Below are 15821 nucleotides of genomic sequence, written 5' to 3'. Positions count from 1 at the left end.
GCTACCTCCCAAGCTCGATCTGAATCTTCACGGATGACGGCTTCGGTCGCACGGCGTAATCGAACGCTTCGACAGAATCCTCAAAGGCGTAGGTATCGGTGATCAGCGCATCGACATTGATCTGGTTCGATCCCAATAGAGCGACGATGCGCGGGTAGACATGGGCGTAGCGGAACACGTGTTCGATGCGCAGTTCCTTGGTCTGGGCGATGACGACATCGAGCGGGACCGGTTTCAGGGGCATGCCGACAAGGACGATGGCGCCGCCGGGGCAACCATGGTGCGCCGTGTCTGCGATCACTTCGGCCGCGCCGGAACATTCGAAGACGACATCGACGCCCCAGCCGTCGGTTTCGCGGGCTATGACACTCTTCAGGTCCTGCGAGCGTACGTTGACGGTCATGATGGCAGGGCCGAGCCTGCGCGCCACGGCAAGCTTTTCGTCGACAACGTCGGTGACGATAACTCTGGCGCAGCCAGCCGACAGCGCCGCGATCGCTGTCACCATGCCGATCGGCCCGGCACCCGTGACCAGTGCGATCGCACCGGGCGTCAGCCTCGCCTTGGAGACTGCTTGAAAGCCTACAGCCAGCGGCTCGACCATAGCGCCAGCGGCGTAGGAGACGTTGTCCGGAAGCTTAAAGGTGAAGGCCGCCGGGTGGACCACGCTCGGTCTCAGTACGCCATGCACGGGCGGCGTCGCCCAGAAGCGCACCGCGGGATCGAGATTGTAGAGACCCAGCCGCGACGCGCGACTTTGAGGGTCGGGGATGCCGGGCTCCATGCAAACGCGGTCGCCCACTTTCAGGTTCTGGACCGCGCTGCCGACCTCTTCGATGATGCCGGCGGCTTCGTGGCCGAGGATCATTGGCTCGCGCACAACAAAAGGGCCGATCGCGCCGTGAGTGTAATAGTGAACGTCCGATCCGCAGACGCCAACGGTCTTGATGGCGATGCGCACGTCGCTGGGACCGAGCGCCTCCTTCGGGTCCAGGTCGCGAATGCGCAGTTCGTCTTTGCGTTCGAGGACGAGTGATCTCATGTCTTCAGCCCTTTCGGATAATGAACACGGCCAGCGCCAAGCAGAGCACCGTCGCCACCCATAGGGGCAAGACGCCCTCCAGGAAGCGCATCCATAGAAGATGCACCAGGATCAGGATCACGACCGAGATGAAGCCCCTGTCGAAGCCGTTGGTTCGGATAGGCAGGAATCCGTCGCGTTGGGTTTTCTGGGGTTGAACGCCAGCCATCATCTTACCCTTTCAAGGCGCCGAACGTGAGGCCGGTCACGATGTGTTTCTGGACGAAGCCGAGCACGATCAGGGCCGGAAGCGTGGTCAGGAACGCCATCGCCGCCATCTCGCCCCAGTTCGTTCCGGTGACCGAGACATATTCAGCGAGCGCTGTCGTCACGGTCCTGGCGTCAGCCGACGACGTTAGGGTCGCTGCGAATAGGTACTCGTTCCAGGCGAAAATCCAGGTCAGGATGAAGGTGACGGCCAACCCCGGCCGCGCCAGCGGCAGGATGACGTTGGACAGCACCTGGCCGGTTGTCGCACCATCGACCCGCGCCGCTTCGTCAAGCTCCAGCGGAATCCCGTCGAGCATTCCCTTCAAGAGCCAGATGGCGAAGGGCAGGTTGAAGACGCAATAGAGCAGGATTAGGCCAATCTTCGTGTCGAACAGCATGAAATCGCCGAACACGAACCACTTCAGTGAACAGCAGGAAGAGCGGCAGCAGAAACACGGCTGGCGGCGCCATGCGGTTGGTGATCAGCCAGAAAAACACATTGTCACCGCCGCCGATTTTGTAACGCGACAGCCCGAACGCCGCGAGCAGGCCGAGTGCGCACACCAGCGCTGCGTTCGATGTCGCCACGATCAGCGAATTCCAGAGATACTGCAGGAAGGTCGAGCTGTTCAGCACCGCCAGGAAATTGTTCCAGTAAAGATCGTCGATGAGGACCGACTTCGAATAAAGCTTCACGCGGGGGCGCATCGAAACTACCAGCATCCACCAGACAGGAAGCAGTGTCAGAATGGTCAGACATATCCAAAGAACGAAGGAGGCTATACCGGAGCGTCTCATTGTGCGCCTCCCTTGCGGCCGGTCATGGCGACGAACAGCAGCCAGCTCACAACGATCGTGACGTAAAGAGTCAGCAGCGACATGGCCGCACCGTAGCCGTAATCGGTCTTCGGAAAGACGTTGATCCAGATGTGAAGGCCGATGAACCGGGTCGCCTCAGCTGGACCACCCTTGGTGAGCATCCAGATTTCGTCGACCGAGCGCAATGCGTCCATCAGCCGGATGAAGACGGTTGTCAGCAGAACCGGCTTCAACATCGGAACGATCACGTACCAGAAAATCTGCAGCTTGTTGCCGCCGTCGATCTGCGCCTGTTCGAGCTGTTCTTTCGGCAATGCGGTCAGTCCCGCCATGAGCGACAGCGTGACGAAAGGCGTCCAGTGCCACAGGTCCATGATGATCGCCGTGGCGAAGGCGTGATAGGCATTGGTCGAGATGTTGTAGTCGATGCCGAACCACAGTTTCAGGTAATAGGGCACGATGCCGAAGCCCGGAACGCAAAGCAGCCGCCAGGTAGCGCCGACTGCAATGGGCGCGACAACGATCGGCAGTGTGTGGATCGTGCGAAAGAACTGCCGGCCCCACAGGCGGTCTGCCATCAGCGCGCGGGCCAGGACATAGCCTAACAACAGTTCGCTCACAACGACGAAGAATGCGAAGATCAGCGTGCGCGCAAGCGAGTTCAGGAATGTTGTGTCAAAAACGAGGCTGCGGTAATTCTGGAGGCCGGCCCAGCGCAGGGTGGGGTCGACTGCGTTGGTGTTCCAGTCGAAGAGACCGACATAGAGAATGTAGATGAAGGGAACGAACCCGACAACGAACAGGATTAGCGTGGCTGGTGCTAGAAACAGCCATCCGATGTTGGATTGTCTCATCCTGCGCTCCGTCAGATCGTCCTTGACACTTATTCGCTTGATACCCGCGTCGCGGGCGGGCCCGCAAACCGCAGTCAGGAAAGGGGCGGCCACCTTGCTGAAGGCGACCGCCCACCGCTTGGGAGGTGCGGTCTTTACTTGCGGTAGCCGAGCTTCACGAGTTCAGCTTCGGCTGCGGTGGCGGCCTGGTCCAGCGCATCGTCCGGCTTGATCTCACCGACGATCGCTTTGTAGATGAACGGCGCGACTACCTGCAGAACTTGCGAGTGGAACGGGAACGGCGGAGCTCCGGCGAACAGCTTTCCGTCCTCACGCATCAGCGTGTAATAGCCGTTCTTCTTGTCCTGATCGACGATCTTGGGATCGTCGTAGGTCGAGTTCATGACTATGCGGGAGCCGGCCAACGCCCAGTCGGTCTGCACTGAAGCCTGACCGATATACTGCAGGAATAGCAGCGACGCGTCCTTGTTCTTGGACGAATGCGGGATGCCGAACGCGCCACCATCGTAATAGCCGATATATCCTTTGCCGGATTCGGCTCCTTCCATGACACCCGCCTCGACCGGAGGCAATGACACTCCCACCTTGCCGACGACGGTCGATTTGCTTTCGTCGGTAGCGATCCAGGCAGCGTTTTCACCGTAGACGAGGCCTTGGGCTGCGCGGCCGGCGGCAAATGTCCCGGCAACCTCGTCCCAAGTGGACGACGTCGATTCCGGCGGAGCGTATTTCAGCAGGCCGACCCAGTAGTTGAGCGCCTTCTTCGCGGCTGCGGAGTTCATCTGGCCGCCGTTAGCTTCGGTCGCCGCGAAGGTCGTGCCATCGATGCCCCAGTTGTACACGCCAAAGGTCGGCGCGATTGACTCGAAGAATTCGTAGAAGGCAGCGGGGTGGCTCGACGAGGCCTGAACGGTGGTTCCCCAGAGTTCCTTGTCTGCGCCGTATTCTGTGAAGAACTTGGCGATCTGGGTATACTCGTCATGCGTCGTGGCGGGCTTCAGATCCGCACCGGTGGAATCCTTGTAGGCTTTCTGGATCGCCGGATCATCGAAAAGATCCTTGCGGTAGAGGTAAGGCTTGACAAATGCTTCCATGGGGACGCCCATGACATTGCCCGACTTCGGATCCTTGAAATAGTTCAGGAAAGTGGTGAAATTCTCCGGCTTGAAGTCCGGCGAAGCGATCTTTGCATTGTCGGCGAACGACTTGGTGATATCGACCAGGAAGTCGCGGGCTAGATACGTATATACGATATCCTGCTCGATATAGACGAAGTCATAGATGCCGGTATTGGCCTCCATGTCCTTGATCGCCTTGTCGTACATCTGGTCCCAAGATGTCGCCTCGAATTCGACCTTAATGCCGGTCTCTTCGGTGAATTTCGGACCGAGCACCTGCTCGACATATTTTGACGCTGGGGTCGATTCCGAGATGCCCCGGATGGTCGCGCCCTGATAGGGCTGGGCGGCAGTTTTCCACCAGGAATCCTGAGCAAGAGCGGTCGAGCTCCAAAGGCCAAGCGAAATGAAGCCGACGCCCACGGCTTTGACGAAACTGTTCATTGTTCTCCTCCATTTGGATCGCAAAATCGGTCCGGTTGTGCGTTCTAAACTCTCCTCCGACACGCTCAACGGACCTCAATAGTTGTAGAAAGAACGGGTGGACACAAGCGCGGCCGTTGCGCGATACTGATACTCTCATGCGCGAAATACCGAATATATTCATGAATTCTTGTGTGCGTTGCACAATCTAATATTGATTGTCAGCGCAACGAGCATGCTGGGAGGCACGGGAGGATGTCCGCATGTCTGTTATTTCGCCGACGGTCGCGAGATTTGAATATGTCTTGACTGGCGCGGACGAGTTGTTCCTCTGGCGCCGCGACGACTATCCGTGGGAACGCAACGTCTGGAATTTCCACCCGGAGGTGGAGATCCACTATATTTCCAACGCCAGCGGCGTCCTACTTGCAGGCGATCATGTCGGCGCGTTCACGCCAGGCCATATTTCCGTCATCGGCAGCAACCTGCCGCACGATTGGGTGACGCCGCTCGGGCCGGATGAGCGCATTCCAGGACGTGACATCGTCATCCAGTTTCTGCCGGCCAAGCTGGAGCAGGCTTCGGCCTTCCTGCCGGAACTGGCGGGGCTGCGTGACTTTCTCGCCCGCGCACAGCGGGGGCTCTCCTTCAAGGCCCGGGCGCGGGAACAGGCGGAGGCGCTGATACTCGACATGGAGTTCCAGGCCGGCTCGGTGCGGCTTTCGACCTTCCTGTCATTGCTCTCGCTGCTGCGGGACACCGACGAGTTCGATACGCTGTCTTCAGAGGCTTATGTGCCGGACCTGAGCTATGGTTCGCTGGAAGCCCTCCAACAGGTCTTCGCCTATCTCTTCGCCAACCTTTCGGAGGACATCCGGTTGCCGGATATGGCTCGCATGGTCGGCATGAGCGACAGCGCTTTCTCGCGATTCTTCAAGAAAAACAGCGGCCACAGCTTCACCGACCACGTCAACAAGCTTCGTATCTGGAAGGCGGGTCAGCTACTGACCGATACCTCTCTGCCGATAACGGACATCTGCTTCGAGGTGGGCTATCGCAATCTGTCAAATTTCAACCGGGTGTTTCTACGTCACCACAACTTAACACCAACAAAATACCGGAAACTGTTCACCAACCGCAGAACCGTTCCGTTACTTCAGACAGCGACAGATCAATGCCCGTGCAGTGAGTCGAGCGATTAGTCGATACTACTTAAAGAGGAGGGAAGATGTCTTCTCTCCTTGGGACTTCATTATGCCCTGACTTAAACCTACTCCTTTCAGACGTGGCGGCGCCGTCACTACGCGTTTCAAAGTCGGGTAAACCATTCAAGGCATATGAGTACTCGGCAATACGCTCCCTCGTTGATGAGTGATATTCGCCGCGGGACGTCGGCGGGAAGAATGCAGCGCTCACTCGCTGCGCAGGACAAAAGCGTCCATCATCTAAAGGGCGACTGGCGATCTGCATGCCATGCCGATTTTGCTCGGCACCGAAATCGAGAACATGGTTTGCTACATTGGCGTCGACATCGAGGACGCGCTGGCTCGTCGAGCCGACGAGGTCTAGCCGAGCGGCCAAAGAACCTCCGGGCGCGCAATGGGTTCGGAGGTGCCTTATTGAGCTCTCGTCCGCTTTTGCATTCTCGCCACCAAAAGCTGCCATTCCGGTCTCGGCCCCAAGCCGGTCGTGCCTTCACGTCGAGCCCCACCGACTGCTGCTGGCGCACTTTGCTATCCAGCTGTCGGAAACCACGATATAGAGAGCAATGTTGTCACTCTGGAACACGACGGCTCCTCTTCGCTTCCATATTGACCTCAACCATACTTGAGGAATTACAAACGCCCCGCAGACATCCGATGCAGGAGAAAAGGGATGAGCGGAGCTTTCTATCGTGTCGACAAGTTCGTCGTGCCGGCTGCGGCGCGCGAGGAATTCCTCGTCAAAGTGATGATGACCCACAAGCTGCTGGAAGCACAGGCAGGTTTCATCGATCACAGGGTGCTGGAGCAGGTCGCCGGTCCCGGCGAATTCAATTTCGTCACCATTGCCGAATGGGAAAATACCGAGGTCGTCGAGCGTGCGCGGGCAGCCGTCGCGGCCGCCCACAAGGCCGCCAATTTCGATCCGCTGGAGATGTTTGCCCGTCTCGGCATTCGCGCCGATATCGCCAGCTACAAACCTGTCGCGGCTTAAAATAACGCGGCCGGCTCAGGCGCCGGCCGGCGCGCCTTCCCGGCGAAGGAGAAGGTAGAAGCGTGCGCAGAGCATGACGGCGGCAGCCGCCAGCCCGACGAGGAAGCCGAACCAGATGCCAATGCCGCCGAAGCCGAGCGGGAAGGCAAAGGCCCAGGCGAGGAAGAAGCCGATCGGCCAATAGGCGATCAGCGCCATGATCATCGGCACGCGCGCATCTTTCAGGCCGCGCAGCAATCCGTTGGCGATCACCTGCAGCCCGTCGACGAGCTGGAAAAGCCCGGCAACGACAATCAGCGGCCCGGCATAGGCCAGCACTTGCGGCGCCTCGGGCGAGTTGACGTCGAGAAACCAGCTGCCGAGGAATTGCGGCATGGTGGCAAAGAGCACCGAACCCACCGCCGAGATCGCACAGGCAATGATGACGACCATGATCGAAGAGCGCACCAGTCCGTCATAATCGCCCTGCCCGTGCGCCACACCGACGCGCACCGTCGCCGCCTGGCTGAGGCCGAGCGGGATCATGAAGGCGATCGAAGCCCATTGCAGGGCGATGCCATGCGCGGCAAGCTCGATTGTGCCGATATAGCCCATCAAGAGCGAAGCCACCGTGAACAGGCTGACCTCGGCAAGCACGGTGACGCTGATCGGCAGGCCGAGCCGGATGACTTCCAGCAGCGCATGCCAGTCGGGCTTCCAGAACCGTACGAATATCTCGTAGCGGCGCGTCTCCTCCCGCCCCTGGACGAAAGCGAGAATGAAGAGGAAACCAGCTGCCTGCACCACGACCGACACGATTGCCGCGCCCTCCAGCCCCATCGCCGGAAAGCCGAAATGGCCTAGCACCAGGGCATAGGCAAAGATCGCGTTCATCACCAGCGTGACGATGGTGACGTTGAGGATGATGCCCGCCTTGCCGATGGCGCTAACCAGCGCCCGCATGACGTTGAAAAGCAGGGCCGGCAGCACGCCGAACTGGCCGATCAGAATATAACCGTGCGCGAGCTTGGCCACCTCCGGCTTCTGCTGCGCAAACAGCAGGATCTGTTCCGCATTGAAAAAGGCCGGTTGCACGACGATCCAGAACCCGATCACCACCCACAGACCCATGCGCAGCGATCGGCGCACCGAGACGACGTCGCCGCGGCCATAGGCCTGTGCCACCATCGGAATGACGGCGATGGCAAAGCCCGAACCAAAGATCAGGATCGTGAACAGGAACTGTGCCGACAGCACCATGGCCGCCAGCTGCTCGGCGCCGAGACGCCCGACGATCATCACGTCGGTCGTGTGTATGCCGAGCTGGGCAAGCTGCGCGCCGATCAGCGGAATGCCGAGCGCCAGCGTTGCGCGGAAATGTGCGCCCCAACGGTTATCGTTTGTCGGCGCAAGCCTGCGCGCGTCGATCGGCGTGTCCATGACACCAGTCCTGTGGTTGAAATCTGCAACGCCGCGTAATGAAGCGGCAAAATATCATTCGGACTTAGATCAAAGCCTCGCAAAGAACTACCCCGGAACGGGAAGATGATGAAAAATTCATCATGACATCACTATTTCTGATTGATCAGCCCGCCGCTTCCAGCGCCTCGGCCGGCTCACGGAGCCTAACCCTGGTGAGGAATACACCGGCGGCCAGCAGGATGAGCACGGCGGCGGTGAGATAAGGCGCACCGGCAAAGGTGACGGGCGCCTCGGGCCGCGTGAAATAGCCGAACATCTGCGTGAAGATCAGCGGCCCGACGATCGTGGTGACGCTGCTGAGGCTGGTCAGGGCGCCCTGCAGCTCGCCCTGCGCCGAAGGCGGCACTTTGCCGGCGGCGATGCTGCGCAGCGGCGGATCGGCGACGTTTTCGATGACGGTCGCGACGATGACGACGTAGACGACCCACCCCTCCCAGGCGAAGGCATAGCCGGTCAGTCCCGCAGCCGAGAAGCACAGGCCAAGGAGAGCGGTCTTCCACTCGCCGAGCAGGGGCACGATCCGCGGCAGGACGAACCCCATGACGAGGGCGGCACCGATCCCATAGATACCGAGCGACAGGCCGATCTGCCCCTCGCTCCAGCCGTAACGATAGGTCGAGACGAACGACCAGACGGAGGGATAGACGGCATGCGCCAGGAAAAACAGGAACATCACGAGGCTGACCCAGCCGATGCCGGGGTAGTGGCGCATCTGGCGCAGCGCGCCGAGCGGGTTGGCGCGCTTCCACTCGAAGCGGCGGCGGTTCTTCGCTTCCAGCGTTTCCGGCAGCAGGAAGCAGGCGGCGATGAAATTGAGAAGCGACAGCGCTGCCGCGCCAAGGAACGGCACACGCGGTCCGAACTCGCCGAGAACGCCGCCGATAACAGGGCCGATGGTGAAGCCGACGCCGAAGGCGATGCCGATCAGCCCGAAATTCTTCGCGCGGTTCTCCTCGGTGCTGATATCGGCGATGTAGGCCGAGCATGTGGCGAAGCTGCCGCCGCTGATGCCGGCAAGCACGCGGCCGACAAACAGCATCCAGAAGCTGGTGGCGATGCCGCAGATGAAATTGTCGATCGCAAAGGTCAGCACCGACAATAAAAGGATCGGCCGGCGGCCGAAACGGTCCGACAGGTTTCCGAGCAGCGGCGCGAACAGGAACTGCATGCCGGCATAGACGAGCATCAGCCAGCCGCCGTCGATTGCCGCATCGCTGACGCTGCCGCCGGTCAGTTGCTCCAGATAGGCCGGCAGCACCGGCATGATGATGGCAATGCCGATAATGTCGAGGAAGAGGATGATGAAGACCAGGAAAAGGCCGCGGCGAACGAATTTCGGGTCAAGCATGAGGCATCTCTACAGCGATTGTTTCTGAAAAGACGATCTCGTCGCCGCTCAAGTGACATATCTCAGAAAAGAAAACGAAACAATCCGTGAACATTTCAAAGTTTTTGATGCAGCTGTACGGGAAGTTCATGAAATCCCTCAACCGCCGGACGCGACCAAGTGGTCGGCTCCCTTGCAATCACGGCGACGACGCGCTGCTGCCGGCGGGCGTTATCCCGAAGATATGCTGCAGTATGGATAGTGAGAAGTAAGTATGGGCCGAGGGGCCTGAAGCGAAGGCCCTGCCGTGAGGCCCTCATCCGCCTGCCGGCACCTTCTCCCCGAGGGGAAGCCTCCGTTCTCACCACAAACGCGTCTATTGGAATGCAACGTCGCCACGAATCTCTTCTCCCCGGCGGGGAGAAGGTGCCGGCAGGCGGATGAGGGGGCTACACGCGCGCAACCTTGGCGAAGCAACCTCAAACCGGCCCCGAGAACGTATCGCAGGCCGACAGTTGACCGCTGTCGAAACCGCGCTTGAACCATCTGACGCGCTGTTGCGAGGTGCCGTGGTTGAAACTCTCGGGCACGACGTAACCCTGCGACCGTTTCTGCAGCGTATCGTCGCCGATCTGCTGGGCGGCGTTCAGCGCCTCCTCCAGGTCGCCGGATTCCAGCAGGCCCCTCTGCTGGGTATATTTGCCCCAGATGCCGGCGAAGCAGTCGGCCTGCAGCTCGACGCGCACCGACATCTTGTTGGCTTCGTCCTCGCTCATGCGCTGGCGGGCCTGATTGAATTTCGGCAGGATGCCGAGCAGATTCTGCACATGGTGGCCGACCTCGTGGGCGACGACATAGGCTTCGGCGAAATCGCCCGAAGCGCCGAACCGGTCAGAGAGTTCCTGGAAGAAATCCGTGTCGAGATAGACCTTGTGATCGCCTGGGCAGTAGAATGGACCGGTCGCGGCAGAGGCAAAGCCGCAGGCCGATTGCGTTTGTCCCGAGAAGAGCACGAGGCGCGGCTCCTGGTAATTCTGCCCCTGTGCCTGGAAGATGCCGTTCCATGTATCCTCGGTCTCGGCGAGCACAGTGCGCATAAAGGCGGTCATCTCGTCATTGGCTGGCGTGCGTGTTCCTTCGGACTGGCTCTGCTCGTAGCCGGGCCCGCTGGTCATGCTGCCGGTGTCGAGCACCTGCAGCAGGTCGATGCCCATCAGCTTGAAGATGAAATAGATGACGACGAGGAAGATGATCGTGCCGATGCTCAAGCCGCCGCCGGCGCGGCGAACGCCGCCGCCGGAAGGAAAGTTGAAGCCGCCGCCGCGGCCGAACCTGCCGCCGCCCGGATCGCCGCGGCGATCCTCGATATTGTCGGACTGACGCCGGCCTCTCCATTCCATCTTCGTTCTCCCCGACAATGCCCATGCTTCTTACTTCAGGAATCTGATATATCCGTCGATGGCCGGAATTCCAGCGACTTCATCGGGCGACAGGCCAGCTCTTTTGGGGCATACGATCGTGGCGAGCGCGCAGCCGATCGGCACCCCGCGTCAGATAAAGAAGGCGCCCTAAGCTTGACGGGACTCCCGCTTTGGCTCTTCCTGCTCAGGAGAAGAATTCGGGAGGACAAGCCGATGAAGGCCGTACGTCTGGAAGCAACCGGAAAATTGCAGCTCTGCGAGATCGGCAAGCCCCTGCCGGGGCCGGGCGAATTGCAGGTCCGCATTGAGGCCTGCGGCATCTGCGGCACCGACCGCCATATCTTCCATGGCGAATTTCCTTCCAAGCCGCCGGTGACGCTCGGCCATGAATTTGCCGGCATCGTCGAGGCGGTCGGCAGCGGCGTGACCGATTTTCTCCCCGGCATGCGCGTGACCGGCGATCCGAACATCTCTTGCGGCGGCTGCGAGGAATGCCGGCGCGGCCGGGTCAATCTCTGCCGGAAGCTGCAGGCGATCGGCATCCACCGCGACGGCGGCTTTGCCGAATATGTCTGCATGCCTGAACGCCAGGCCTTCGCCCTGCCGGCTGATCTCGATCCGCTCCACGGCGCCTTCTGCGAACCGCTTGCCTGCTGCATTCACGGCGTCGATCTCGCCGGGCTGAAAACTGGCGCGTCGGCCATCGTGCTCGGCGGCGGCGTCATCGGCCTGCTCACCCTACAGCTAGCGCGGCTCGCCGGAGCGACCCGCATCGTGCTGGTGACGCGCAGTGCCGAAAAGCGGCGGCTGGCCGAAAGCCTCGGCGCGACCGCGACGGCCGATCCCGGGGACGGCGACATCATTGCTCGCATCATCGCCGAAGACGGACTGCTGCCCGGCGGCGCCGATGTCGTCTTCGAATGCGCCGGCGTGGCCGAGACCATGCAGCAGGCGCCCCGGCTTGCCCGGCGCGGCGGCACTGCCGTCATTTTGGGCGTCATGCCGCAAGGCGCCATGATCGAGATCGAACCCTTCGATCTGCTGTTTCGCGAAGTCGCGCTGATAAGCTCCTTCGTCAACCCCTTCACCCATGGCCGCGCCGCCGATCTCATCGCCTCCGGCAGGATCAAGGTCGAGCCGCTGATATCCAGGCGGATCGGGCTCGATGAGGCCCCGGAAGCGATCACCAATCCGGCGCGCGGCGGCGAAATCCGGGTGCTCGTCGTGCCGGACGGGAAATAGCTTTCACGCCAATCCGGATTCTTGTCGATTCCGCGATTTATGGGGTTCCGTTTGCAAATACATTTGCCTATAAGCCGCTTCTAGCCTGAAAAGACCCTCATTGCGCGACCCGACCCGGTGATCTCCCACCCTGGCCGGCTTTTTGCGCAGCCAGATAATGGATATCGCCCATGCCGAAGCGCCAAGACATCAAATCGATCCTCATCATCGGCGCGGGACCGATCGTCATTGGCCAGGCTTGCGAGTTCGATTATTCCGGCACCCAGGCCTGCAAGGCGCTGAAGGAGGAAGGCTACCGAGTCATCCTCGTCAACTCCAACCCGGCGACGATCATGACCGATCCGGGCCTGGCCGACGCCACTTACGTCGAGCCGATCACCCCTGAGGTCGTCGCCAAGATCATCGCCAAGGAGCGCCCGGACGCGCTGCTGCCGACCATGGGCGGCCAGACGGCGCTGAACACCGCGCTTTCCCTGAAGCGGATGGGCGTGCTCGACCGCTACAATGTCGAAATGATCGGCGCCAAGCCCGCCGCCATCGACATGGCCGAGGACCGCGCGCTGTTCCGCGAGGCCATGGCCCGCATCGGCCTGGAAACGCCGCGCTCGATGCTGGCGAATGCCACCGACATTAAGGACCTCGATCGCAAGACGCACGAGGCCGAGCGCAACAAGCTGCGCGAAAGCCTCTCGGGCTCCGACCTCGACAAGGCCCTGGACGAACTGGAAAACCAGTGGAACCTCGGCGAGAGTGACCGCAAGCAGCGCTACATGAACCACGCCATGGCGATCGCCGCCCAGGCGCTCGACCACGTCGGCCTGCCCGCCATCATCCGCCCCTCCTTCACGCTGGGCGGCACCGGCGGCGGCATTGCCTATAACCGCTCGGAATTCTTCGAGATCGTCGGCGGCGGCCTCGATGCGTCGCCAACCACCGAAGTATTGATCGAAGAATCCGTGCTCGGCTGGAAGGAGTATGAGATGGAGGTCGTCCGCGACAAGGCGGACAACTGCATTATCATCTGCTCGATCGAGAATATCGACCCGATGGGCGTCCATACCGGCGATTCGATCACCGTCGCTCCGGCGCTGACGCTGACCGACAAGGAATACCAGATCATGCGCAACGCCTCGATCGCGGTGCTGCGCGAGATCGGCGTCGAGACCGGCGGCTCGAACGTCCAATTCGCCGTCAACCCGAAGGACGGCCGCCTCGTCGTCATCGAAATGAACCCGCGCGTGTCGCGCTCTTCGGCGCTGGCCTCCAAGGCGACCGGCTTCCCGATCGCCAAGGTCGCCGCCAAACTCGCTATCGGCTATACGCTCGACGAACTCGAAAACGACATCACTGGGGGCGCCACGCCCGCCTCCTTCGAGCCGTCGATCGATTATGTCGTCACCAAGATCCCGCGTTTCGCCTTCGAGAAATTCCCCGGCGCCTCGCCGGTGCTGACCACCGCGATGAAATCGGTCGGCGAAGTCATGGCGATCGGGCGCACTTTCGCGGAATCGCTGCAGAAGGCGCTGCGCGGCCTCGAAACCGGCCTGACTGGCCTCGACGAGATCGAGATTCCCGATTTCGAGGAAGGCGAATCCAGCCAGAACGCCATCCGTGCCGCCATCGGCACGCCGACCCCGATCGCCTGCGCATGGTCGCCCAGGCGCTGCGTCAGGGTCTCAGCATCGAAGAGGTGCACGAGGGCTGCAAGATCGACCCCTGGTTCATCGCCGAGCTCAAGAACATCGTCGACATGGAAACCCGCATCCGCGAGCACGGCTTGCCCGGCGATGCCGACAACCTGCGCATGCTGAAGGCGATGGGCTTCTCCGACGCGCGTCTGGCGACCTTGACCGGCAAACGCCCGAAGGAAGTTGCCGAACTGCGCAACGGCCTCAACGTCCGTCCTGTTTTCAAGCGCATCGACACTTGCGCCGCCGAATTCGCTTCGCCGACCGCCTACATGTATTCGACCTATGAGACGCCCTTCGTCGGCGCCGCCCGCTCGGAGGCTGAGGTTTCGGACCGCAAGAAGGTTGTCATTCTCGGCGGCGGCCCGAACCGCATCGGCCAGGGCATCGAGTTCGACTATTGCTGCTGCCACGCCGCCTTCGCGCTGAAGGATGCAGGCTATGAAGCGATCATGATCAACTGCAACCCGGAAACCGTCTCGACCGATTACGACACGTCCGACCGTCTCTATTTCGAGCCGCTGACGGCCGAGGATGTGATCGAGATTCTGCGCGCCGAGCAGGAAAAGGGCGAAGTCGTCGGCGTGATCGTCCAGTTCGGCGGCCAGACGCCGCTGAAGCTTGCCGAGGCGCTGGAAAAGAACGGCATCCCGATCCTCGGCACCGCGCCCGACATGATCGATCTGGCCGAAGACCGCGACCGCTTCCAGAAGCTTCTGATGAAGCTCGACCTCAACCAGCCGAACAACGGCATCGCCTATTCAGTCGAGCAGGCACGCCTGGTCGCGGCCGAAATCGGCTTCCCGCTGGTCGTGCGCCCGTCCTACGTGCTCGGCGGCCGCGCCATGCAGATCCTCCATTCGGAAGGCCAGTTGCAGACCTACCTGCTCGACACGGTGCCGGAACTGGTGCCGGAAGACATCAAGCAGCGTTATCCCAACGACAAGACCGGCCAGATCAACACCCTGCTCGGCAAGAATCCGCTGCTCTTCGACAGCTATCTCACCCATGCCATCGAAGTCGACGTCGACTGCCTCTCCGACGGCACTGATGTCTACGTCGCCGGCATCATGGAGCATATCGAGGAAGCCGGCATCCACTCCGGCGACAGCGCCTGTTCGCTGCCGCCGCGCTCGCTGCCCGTCGAACTGCTCGACGAGCTGGAGCGTCAGGCGAAGGCGATGGCCAAGGCGCTCAATGTCGGCGGCCTGATGAACGTCCAGTTCGCCATCAAGGACGGCACCGTCTACGTGCTCGAAGTCAATCCGCGCGCTTCGCGCACCGTGCCCTTCGTCGCCAAGACAATCGGCGCGCCGATCGCCAAGATCGCTGCCCGCGTCATGGCCGGCGAGAAGCTCGACGCGACCTTTGCCGCCTACGGCACGAAGCCCGATCCGCGCAAGCTCACCCACATCGCGGTCAAGGAAGCCGTCTTCCCCTTCGCCCGTTTCCCCGGCGTCGATACGCTGCTTGGGCCCGAAATGCGCTCGACCGGTGAAGTCATCGGCCTCGACACCGATTTTGCGCTGGCCTTCGCCAAGTCGCAGCTCGGCGCCGGCGTCGAGCTGCCGCGTGACGGAACGGTCTTCGTCTCGGTGCGCGACGAGGACAAGCCGCGCGTGCTGCCGGCAATCCGCATCCTTGTCGAAGAGGGCTTCAAGGTGCTAGCAACAGGCGGCACCGCCCGCTTCCTCGCCGAAAACGGCATCACCTCAACCAAGATCAACAAGGTTCTGGAAGGCCGTCCTCACATCGAGGATGCAATCCGCAACCGCCAGGTCCAGCTCGTCATCAACACCACCGACGGAAACAAGGCGATCTCGGATTCCAAGTCGCTGCGCCGCGCGACGCTGATGCAGAAGGTGCCCTATTACACGACGATGGCCGGCGCCGAAGCCGCCGCCCAGGCGATCAAGGCGCTGAAGGCCGGCAATCTGGAAGTGCGGCCGCTGCAGAGCTACTTTGCCTGAGATGAGAGCAA

The 15821-nt window shown here is 61.2% G+C and carries 10 protein-coding genes and 2 pseudogenes; 4 read left to right on the top strand and 8 right to left on the bottom strand.

What is annotated here, in order from left to right; translation table 11 throughout:
• Position 1: 1 nt before the first annotated feature.
• From MHI61_RS08590 to MHI61_RS08565, 5 genes and pseudogenes are all read right to left on the bottom strand, one after another.
• A complete protein-coding gene (locus MHI61_RS08590) occupies positions 2-1042 on the bottom strand; it encodes an NAD(P)-dependent alcohol dehydrogenase (protein WP_239791668.1) in 1041 nt (346 codons plus the stop codon).
• Positions 1043-1046: 4 nt separating this feature from the next.
• On the bottom strand, positions 1047-1253 hold the full coding sequence (locus MHI61_RS08585; protein ID WP_010052171.1) for a DUF2160 family membrane protein: 207 nt from the start codon (positions 1251-1253) through the stop codon (positions 1047-1049).
• 1 nt (position 1254) lies between these two features.
• Positions 1255-2089, bottom strand: a pseudogene (locus tag MHI61_RS32785) (carbohydrate ABC transporter permease).
• Complete coding sequence (locus MHI61_RS08570; RefSeq protein WP_239791665.1) at positions 2086-2964, bottom strand: sugar ABC transporter permease; 879 nt, start codon at positions 2962-2964, stop codon at positions 2086-2088. The pseudogene MHI61_RS32785 and the gene MHI61_RS08570 overlap by 4 nt, the downstream one beginning before the upstream one ends.
• A 134-nt stretch (positions 2965-3098) precedes the next feature.
• The gene (locus tag MHI61_RS08565; RefSeq protein WP_239791664.1) at positions 3099-4526 is read right to left on the bottom strand and encodes an extracellular solute-binding protein; all 1428 of its coding nucleotides are present in this window, start codon (positions 4524-4526) and stop codon (positions 3099-3101) included.
• A gap of 242 nt (positions 4527-4768) precedes the next feature.
• Between MHI61_RS08565 and MHI61_RS08560 the strand changes: the two genes are divergently transcribed.
• Both MHI61_RS08560 and MHI61_RS08555 read left to right on the top strand, forming a co-directional pair.
• On the top strand, positions 4769-5707 hold the full coding sequence (locus MHI61_RS08560; protein WP_239791663.1) for an AraC family transcriptional regulator: 939 nt from the start codon (positions 4769-4771) through the stop codon (positions 5705-5707).
• A gap of 673 nt (positions 5708-6380) precedes the next feature.
• Positions 6381-6701, top strand: a complete 321-nt coding sequence (locus MHI61_RS08555) for an antibiotic biosynthesis monooxygenase (RefSeq protein ID WP_239791662.1) — start codon at positions 6381-6383, stop codon at positions 6699-6701.
• Positions 6702-6716: 15 nt separating this feature from the next.
• Here MHI61_RS08555 and MHI61_RS08550 read toward each other — a convergent pair whose 3' ends face one another.
• From MHI61_RS08550 to MHI61_RS08540, 3 genes are all read right to left on the bottom strand, one after another.
• Positions 6717-8120: an MATE family efflux transporter gene (locus MHI61_RS08550; RefSeq protein WP_239791661.1), complete on the bottom strand. Its 1404-nt coding sequence runs from the start codon at positions 8118-8120 to the stop codon at positions 6717-6719.
• Positions 8121-8265: 145 nt separating this feature from the next.
• A complete protein-coding gene (locus tag MHI61_RS08545; RefSeq protein ID WP_239791660.1) occupies positions 8266-9510 on the bottom strand; it encodes a TCR/Tet family MFS transporter in 1245 nt (414 codons plus the stop codon).
• A gap of 458 nt (positions 9511-9968) precedes the next feature.
• A complete protein-coding gene (locus MHI61_RS08540; RefSeq protein WP_239791659.1) occupies positions 9969-10889 on the bottom strand; it encodes a neutral zinc metallopeptidase in 921 nt (306 codons plus the stop codon).
• A 234-nt stretch (positions 10890-11123) separates the two neighbouring features.
• Between MHI61_RS08540 and MHI61_RS08535 the strand changes: the two genes are divergently transcribed.
• A complete protein-coding gene (locus MHI61_RS08535; protein WP_239791658.1) occupies positions 11124-12152 on the top strand; it encodes a zinc-dependent alcohol dehydrogenase family protein in 1029 nt (342 codons plus the stop codon).
• 170 nt (positions 12153-12322) lie between these two features.
• A pseudogene (carB, locus tag MHI61_RS08530) lies at positions 12323-15810 on the top strand (carbamoyl-phosphate synthase large subunit).
• Positions 15811-15821 lie beyond the last annotated feature (11 nt).

Source organism: Rhizobium sp. K102, assembly GCF_022385315.1.
Taxonomy (GTDB): domain Bacteria; phylum Pseudomonadota; class Alphaproteobacteria; order Rhizobiales; family Rhizobiaceae; genus Rhizobium; species Rhizobium croatiense.
The sequence above is the reverse complement of the archived record's forward strand: the minus strand, read 5'-3'. Positions and strand labels throughout refer to the sequence as shown.

Bases quoted from the DNA above. Each gene is read 5' to 3' on its own strand.
- MHI61_RS08545 (WP_239791660.1), bottom strand. From the start codon at position 9,510: ATGCTTGACCCGAAATTCGTTCGCCGCGGCCTTTTCCTGGTCTTCATC.
- MHI61_RS08560 (WP_239791663.1), top strand. From the start codon at position 4,769: ATGTCTGTTATTTCGCCGACGGTCGCGAGATTTGAATATGTCTTGACT.
- MHI61_RS08550 (WP_239791661.1), bottom strand. From the start codon at position 8,120: ATGGACACGCCGATCGACGCGCGCAGGCTTGCGCCGACAAACGATAAC.
- MHI61_RS08590 (WP_239791668.1), bottom strand. From the start codon at position 1,042: ATGAGATCACTCGTCCTCGAACGCAAAGACGAACTGCGCATTCGCGAC.
- MHI61_RS08540 (WP_239791659.1), bottom strand. From the start codon at position 10,889: ATGGAATGGAGAGGCCGGCGTCAGTCCGACAATATCGAGGATCGCCGC.
- MHI61_RS08585 (WP_010052171.1), bottom strand. From the start codon at position 1,253: ATGATGGCTGGCGTTCAACCCCAGAAAACCCAACGCGACGGATTCCTG.
- MHI61_RS08570 (WP_239791665.1), bottom strand. From the start codon at position 2,964: ATGAGACAATCCAACATCGGATGGCTGTTTCTAGCACCAGCCACGCTA.
- MHI61_RS08535 (WP_239791658.1), top strand. From the start codon at position 11,124: ATGAAGGCCGTACGTCTGGAAGCAACCGGAAAATTGCAGCTCTGCGAG.
- MHI61_RS08555 (WP_239791662.1), top strand. From the start codon at position 6,381: ATGAGCGGAGCTTTCTATCGTGTCGACAAGTTCGTCGTGCCGGCTGCG.
- MHI61_RS08565 (WP_239791664.1), bottom strand. From the start codon at position 4,526: ATGAACAGTTTCGTCAAAGCCGTGGGCGTCGGCTTCATTTCGCTTGGC.